Origin of the sequence: Pseudundibacterium arcticum (genome assembly GCF_042646465.1) — a bacterium.
In the GTDB taxonomy this organism is placed as follows: Bacteria; Pseudomonadota; Gammaproteobacteria; order Burkholderiales; family Burkholderiaceae_D; genus Undibacterium_A; species Undibacterium_A arcticum.
Genome location: NZ_JBHRTP010000056.1, coordinates 1 through 7,141, shown reverse-complemented (window position 1 = coordinate 7,141; position 7,141 = coordinate 1). Strand labels below are relative to the sequence as shown.

The 7,141-nt window shown below is 55.8% G+C and carries 6 protein-coding genes; 2 read left to right on the top strand and 4 right to left on the bottom strand.

The genetic code is table 11. The features are described from left to right. A partial coding sequence (locus ACFOFO_RS18160; RefSeq protein ID WP_390332297.1) for a divalent metal cation transporter occupies nt 1-170 on the bottom strand: 170 nt, incomplete at its 3' end. Nucleotides 171-1,448: 1,278 nt separating this feature from the next. Continuing rightward, nucleotides 1,449-2,297: an ElaB/YgaM/YqjD family protein gene (locus tag ACFOFO_RS18155; protein WP_390329225.1), complete on the bottom strand. Its 849-nt coding sequence runs from the start codon at nt 2,295-2,297 to the stop codon at nt 1,449-1,451. 84 nt (nt 2,298-2,381) lie between these two features. Between ACFOFO_RS18155 and ACFOFO_RS18150 the strand changes: the two genes are divergently transcribed. Beyond that, nucleotides 2,382-2,642 carry a hypothetical protein gene (locus ACFOFO_RS18150; protein ID WP_390329222.1) on the top strand — a complete coding sequence of 87 codons (261 nt, stop codon included), beginning with the start codon at nt 2,382-2,384 and terminating at the stop codon, nt 2,640-2,642. Between the two features lie 76 nt (nt 2,643-2,718). Next, complete coding sequence (locus tag ACFOFO_RS18145) at nt 2,719-3,927, top strand: DUF2252 family protein (protein ID WP_390332292.1); 1,209 nt, start codon at nt 2,719-2,721, stop codon at nt 3,925-3,927. A 313-nt stretch (nt 3,928-4,240) separates the two neighbouring features. On the opposite strand, the gene ACFOFO_RS18140 is transcribed toward ACFOFO_RS18145, so the two are convergent. Further along, entirely contained in the window at nt 4,241-5,986 is a 1,746-nt protein-coding gene (locus ACFOFO_RS18140) for a putative bifunctional diguanylate cyclase/phosphodiesterase (protein WP_390329220.1), read from the bottom strand. Nucleotides 5,987-6,328: 342 nt separating this feature from the next. Beyond that, the gene (locus ACFOFO_RS18135; RefSeq protein ID WP_390332295.1) at nt 6,329-7,024 is read right to left on the bottom strand and encodes an RAD55 family ATPase; all 696 of its coding nucleotides are present in this window, start codon (nt 7,022-7,024) and stop codon (nt 6,329-6,331) included. Nucleotides 7,025-7,141 lie beyond the last annotated feature (117 nt).

Below are 7,141 nucleotides of genomic sequence, written 5' to 3'. Positions count from 1 at the left end.
CTGACGATCTGAATAGCCACCATGAGTGGATAAGTCAGAAGTATGCTCCAGAGCAAATTGAACCCAAATTGGGCGCCTGCCTGCGAATAGGTGGCAATACCGCTTGGGTCGTCGTCGGCGGCGCCCGTTACCAAGCCCGGCCCGAGTTTGGCCAGCCACGAATTATCCATTTCATCGGGTTGGTGATGCTCGACATCTAATTCATTCACAGCAGTCTCCGGTAGATTGCGCTCGATCCGCATGACGGTGTCAGCCGCTTAAGGGTACGTCCAACAACCTCACCCATAGTTTGACTGAATAAGTGAGTTTCTGAGTACTTCCAGAACCGAATGGCCAGGTCCACAATAATGATGCCAAAATCGAGCTTGTTTGCAGAAGATGAACGCGCGAACCGTTGCGGAAAACTGGGCGACCCGGCTGGGTTGCTCCCTCCAAGCATGTCGACCCAGGGGCGTTCGGCAATTACACTGAAGGCGGACTGCAGCCGATGCACCTCCGTCATATGCCGAATCGTGTGCGGCGCGATGCTCCGCAGGGCGACGCTGCTGCGTGCTTTGGCTGCCCGCGCAACCGCACAATCCAGGCGCTGCTTGGGAGCGGATCATCGCTCGGCCATTCCGGTTGAGTAGCAAGACTGCGTCAGCGTTCGGCGTGGAATTGCACCGCAGCCAGGCCCGAATTTCCTGAGCCGCGGACGGCAACAAAGGCGTTGAGCTTGCTTGCCCTCTTTGCCGCAGGTGCACCCGTGTTGCGCCTTCCAGAACCCCGCGGCCACCCGCACGCGGATAATCTCCGAGATCTGCGCCCCTGTGTTACCGAGCATGGCCAGCAGCAAATGGTTGTGGTAAGAGGTCCAGGTGTCCCCCGGTTGCCCATCACTGCTAACATTTCCTCGTGTGACGGAAAGCAGAGGGTAGGGCGCCCGACGCGCTTCATTGCACGCCCAGCGCCCGTTCAATGACGTGGAAAAAGAATAGGTCGAGCCGTGCCGCGAAATTCAGGAACGCACGCAATGCGGTCAGCCTAAAACTGTGGCGGCCCATCGGATTGCTCGATGAGCGTATGCCACAGCATTAAACGATAACCCGATTACATAAAATCGCGGACACCCTCCAGTTTCGCCCCCGCCATTGTTATTCGGTGACCCGGCTACTTCCTACTTGAAGGAATGCCGCGCATGCGTTTTGTTGGATGCAGGAGATTTCGCGCGTGCCGCCGGTGAAATTTCCAGTTCCGCCATTAATTCTTCTTTGTGCTGCTCGATCTGGGCGCCCAGCTTCCTGGTATCCAGAATGAAAGGAGGCTTTACCGAGGCAAAGCCCCGAGGACATTTCAGTAAACAGCGTCGGCCTTAATCGACGCAACGTCCATGCCCGCAGAGAGCGCAGCCGTGGACCGCTTCCTCCGCGAAAGAAGTGTCACCGCAGGAATGAATGTCCGTTAGACGCTTACCGCGAACTGAAAAAACGACTCAACAAATATCCGACGCCTGCCGCAATCCCGAGCGAGGTAACCGGGTTTTCGCGCACATAGACGCGAGCCTCTTCCATCAAGCGAGCCTGCGCCTCTTTCAACTGGTCGCCTTTGGCGCTGAGCGTTCCCGCTGCCCCCGCCAACGTATCGACGGCCTGATGCGCGCCGGAGGCGATCTGATCGACTGCAGGGCGGGCCGCATCCGACACTTTGTCAATCGTCTTGTGCGCTCCGGTACTTACCTGTTCCACATTGGCCGCCATACTGCCTGGGTTGGGTTTTGAGCCAGGAGTAAATTTTTCAAACGGTTCCATGATTTCTCCACAAAAGATATTTTGATTTTCACAACGGATCTCGATTTCCCGAGATACTCGTCCGGACAAGTGCCCGCCCGATATCACGAGTCGATAGTTACCCTTAAACGCTACAATGGCGGCGATTCGCCGGAATAAGTATCCATTCCGTAATAGGGAATGGATCTCTCTTGCCCAATTTTGATCGGCCATATCGGGCCAATGGTCCTTGTCAAAATCTGGTGCGTCTTTCAGACGGTCTTTGTCGATATTCAAAATAAAGCGTTCATGCTGTGTGTCGAGCTTCAAGGCGCCCCATGGCACCGCAAATAATTTTTCTCCCATGCCAAGAAAGCCCCAAAGAACAGAATGGCATATTTGAGCTTGCCCATGCGCGTGCCCATCATGATTTTCTTGATATCGCCCAAGCCCTCTTCTTTTTTTTGTATACATCGTTTCCGACTGGAAACGGTGGCGTACATACTCAGCACGGTCCGCGCGACGACCGACGTCCAATAGCGGGAGCTGCATCGCCGACTGGTCATCACGGCAAGATGCGCAATGCCTTAGGGCAGGTCAAGATATGCGGGTTCCAGCGCTGGCATACGCTCCGCAGTGCGCGCTCATTCCATTGGCCGCCATTGTCGAGCACCAAGTGCGATTGCGGACGGGCTGAGCACCGTCGTCACCGACGAAGATCTGAGCAAAACCATCGATGCTTCGCGTATGGCGCAGGGCGCGGACGAGGAATCTGGCACCATGACGCGTCGCGTCTTTAATCCCGATCGGATTACTGCAGGAAGAATGCGGCAGGTATCGACCAACCCCTCGGCACTTGAGTACCATGAGGGCGGCGATAAAATTCATGATATTTGATATCCCCATTCTGGCCATGCGTTCATTATGGCAACGCCGCTGAAAAACGATCATCAATCACCCGTTCAGGAATTCGATGAAAAAAACCATAGAGTGGGTGCGCTTCAACAAGCGTCAATCCACATTGACGGTAACCCGTAATTTAAAAATGGCGCGCTCGGCTCACGCATACGTCCGAGGGAACACCGTCAAATTCTATGACTGGCTGCAAACAAGCAACGGTCATGCGTTGCCGGAGGGGCCACCGATCTGGATCTGCGGTGACTGTCATTTGGGAAATCTTGGCCCAATTGCCGATGCCCAGGGTCGGGTCGCCATTCAGATTCGCGATCTTGATCAAACCGTGATTGGGAACCCTGCACACGATTTAATTCGCCTTGGTCTGTCTTTGGCGATGTCCGCTCGTGGATCAGACTTGCCCGGTGTCACGACGGCCAAAATGCTTGAACAGCTCATGGAAGGGTATGAACAAACTTTCGATGATGCCAGTGCGTCATTGGAGGAACTGGAAAAGCCAGCATCGGTACAAGTTGTAATGAAGCGAGCGATGCAACGTTCATGGAAGCATCTCGCGAAAGAACGCATTCAAGACACCAAGCCCACGATTCCCCTAGGCAAGCGGTTTTGGCCATTAGAAAAAACAGAAAAATTGGCAATTGCGCAACTTTTTGAGCTGAGCGAGATGGTCGAATTGATAACTTCCCTGCGCAACAGAACGGCCGATGCGGGCGTGAAGGTGGTTGATATGGCTTATTGGATGAAAGGATGCAGTTCGTTGGGCCGGTTGCGATATGCCGTACTTCTGGCGTTGGGAGATAAATCGGCTGCTTTCGACAACCTCTGTTTGGTGGACATTAAAGAAGCCATCCGAGCAACTGCGCCACGTTACCTGAATGCAAAAATGCCACGTGATAACGCGGCGCGGGTAGTTGAGGGCGCGCGCCACTTGGCACCTTATTTAGGCAATCGAATGATTGCCGCGCGCCTGATTGACCATTCCGTGGTTGTGCGCGAACTGCTTCCGCAAGATCTGAAGCTGGAAATTGATCGGCTCGCTTGTGGCGAAGCCATGGTAGCGGCGAAATTTCTGGGCATGGTCGTCGGCAAAGCGCATGCGCGACAAATGGACGGGTCAACGCGCCGAAATTGGCATCGAGAATTACGCCAAAATCGCACCAAGACGCTTGATGCACCTTCGTGGTTGTGGTCGAGCGTGGTGGATTTGATCACCAGTCATGAGGGAGCATACCTCGAACACTGCCGCAGATACGCGATGACCCGGTAGTATCGCTGCAGTAGCGGCATCCTTTTTGTGGCAAACGCTAATTTCACCCAGACGGCTTCGGGTGTCGATACCGGCCTTTGGCCTTTCGATGTTCCCTCAGCCGGACAGCCGCTACGCTGCGGATGCCGATGCGATCTGCGAAGCGGTGAGTCGACCCACTATGCGGTTTGTGCCGATCAACAACGGCGAGCAAGAGTCCGTGCTCCGATCTGCCTGGCATGTTCCGTCAATTGCTGCAGTGACCCGGAAGGGTGTCACGCTAGTTGTCGGAGCTCCGCAAGCCGCAATCCGATCGGCCTGCGAAATGCTTGGGTCAATCGGAAAGCGTGAGTGATACGCCAGTTTGCAGTAAGGTGGCGAACGCCTCTGCCACCATCGGACGGCCGAAATAGTCGCCTTGGCCCTCGTCGCAATGCTGGGCCAGAAGAAATGCATACTGTTCTGGTGTTTCCACGCCTTCCGCAATGACGCGTTTCTTGAGGCTCTTGCCCATGCTAATCACGGCACTGACGATGGTGGCATCGTCCGGGTTGCTGCTGATCTGGGTCACGAACGACTGGTCGATCTTCAGGGTATCGATCGGAAACTGTCTCAGATAACTTAGGCTGGAATAGCCGGTGCCAAAGTCATCGACTGCCAGCTTTACCCCCATGTCTGCGAGCGCATGCAGCATGGAATCGGTAGACTGGGCATCCCGCATGAGGACGCTTTCGGTCAGTTCGAGTTCCAGATAGCGCGGCTCCAGACACGTAGCCGCGAGGGTCGCACGTACATTTTCAAGAAAATCCTTGGCGCGGAACTCGAGCGCGGAGGTGTTGACGGCGACGGTGATCGGCGCCAAGCCAGCCAGCTGCCAAGCCCTGGCCTGGAGACAGGCTTCGCGCAGCACCCAGCGGCCAAGCGGCAGGATCAGGCCACAGTCCTCGGCGATGGACACGAACTGCGCTGGCGCTAGCAACCCGCGCTCCGGATGCTGCCAGCGGATCAGCGCCTCAACACCGACAATCGTGCCGCTCTGAAGATTTATCTTCGGCTGGTAGTGCAACACAAATTCCTGCCGTTCCAGTGCGCGGCGCAGGCTGGCTTCGATGGATTGCCGCTGGACGGCCCGCGCATTCATGTCCTGCTCGAAGAATTTGTAAATGTTGCGGCCGTTTTCCTTGGCATAGTACATCGCGGTGTCCGCACTCTTGATCAGGGTTTCCGCATCCTGACCATCGTCGGGGTAGATGCTGATACCGATACTCACGCCGATATGGAGATCGTGCCGGTCGATGCGGTGAGGCAGCGCGAGCGCCGCGAGTATCTTTTGCGCAGAGAGCGCCGCGTCTTCTGCGTGCTCAATGGAGGAAAGCAGCAGCACGAATTCATCGCCACCCTGGCGACTGATGGTGTCCGAGTGACGCACACAACCCACCACGCGTTGTGCAACCGACTGCAGCAGTTGGTCGCCCACCGCATGCCCCAGGGAGTCGTTGATGTTTTTAAATCGATCCAGGTCCATGAACATCACCGCAAGTTGCCCGCCATGACGACGGGCCAACTCGATCGACTGGCTGAGCCGGTCTTGCAGCAGCATGCGATTAGGCAAACCGGTGAGAACATCGTGATGGGCCAAATGATCCAACTGAACTTTAGCCGTTTCGACTTGTTCGGTCAGTTTGTGTGCTTCAATTGTCGCGATGACCAGGTGTGCGTTCGCTTGCTGCAACTTAGTCATATGTTCGTCTGACGCTGTCCGTATCGTCGCCGCCGCGCGAATTTCCTGCTCGCGCGAGGAGGCGTTCCCTTCGCGCAGATGGGCGGCATCTTCGCGCGAGGTGACGTTTCCTTCGCGCAGATGGGCAGCGTCTTCACGCGAGGTGGCGCTCCCTTCGCGCAGATGGGCAGCATCTTCGCGCGAGGTGGCGTTCCCTTCGCGCAGATGGGCAGCATCTTCACGCGAGGTGGCGTTCCCTTCGCGCAGATGGGCAGCATCTTCGCGCGAGGTGACTTTCCCTTCGCGCAGGTGGGCAGCGTCGTCACGCAAGTCGGCAGCATCTTCTCGTGCAGTGGCCAATTTCTCGCGGCTTAGCACGGCCGCTTCATCGTCAATGACGGCGTTTTCCCTACGCGTGATATTTTTTTCGAGGGCGGTTGGGAACCTGTCTTTGTGCTGGCTTGACACACCCGGTTGACTCGGGTCATCGGTATCAAAAGCGCCGTCATTGTCATTTCTGTTCATTGCCGCCCTTTATCACATGGCTGTTCTAGGAGACTGTCGAATCGACGGAATCGAAGCAAAAAATGTGCTGACCGAGGACCGATTTTGCCGCAGCGTCAATAGCGCGCTATCGACCAAAAAGCCGGTGACACTGGACCGCCCAGAGACTCTCATGGCCAATTCTCCGTAAGTCCGTAGCTATGGGCTGACTGTGGGCCGGCCCGACAGGATCCCGGCATACTCAGATAAGGTCTCCCCAATCATGATGCCTTCGTCCGTAATGTCAAACAATCGAATGTCCTTGCTGTGCTCACTGCCACGGACTTTAACGACCGACAAGACGCGTTTGAACTGGCCCACAATTTCGATATAGCGCTGCACGATAATTGCGTCAGTGAGAAAAGCACTGCCATATGGACTAAAGCGCAAATCGGTGTAGCGGTCTTCCAGTTCCGCGATCATCAGTATCGTCACGCCCATGGCAGTAAGCTGGGCAATCATCCGATACAGCGATCCGCGAAAATCGTCGCTGAACTGGGGTGCCAGTGCCAGCTCAAATCCAGACAAGGAATCGATGACGACGCGCTTGGCCTGCATTCGCGAAATCATTTCGATCAAATCATGCAAGGTTTCATCAATCGACAAATCCAGGGCACGTGTGTCGATCACGCCAACTTGTCCGGCTTTGACCAGCGCATGCAGCTTATTGTTCAGCAGTTGACTGGGGCTCTTCTCAAACGCCGCAATCACACCTGGCTCGCCCTGGCGTACACCTTCGGCGAGAAATTGCGTCGCCAGGATGGTTTTTCCGGAACCGGATGGCCCTACCACGACTAGCGAAAATCCCACTGGCAAGCCGCCGCCCAGCATTTCATCCAGGCCAGGTATTCCCATCGCCACGCGTTCGATTGCAATGGATGGCTTGCGTGCTGAACCAACCGCTGCGCCCGATTGGACAATCGCACGCGGGAAAACCTGAATTCCTGCATCACTAATACGGAACGTATGCAA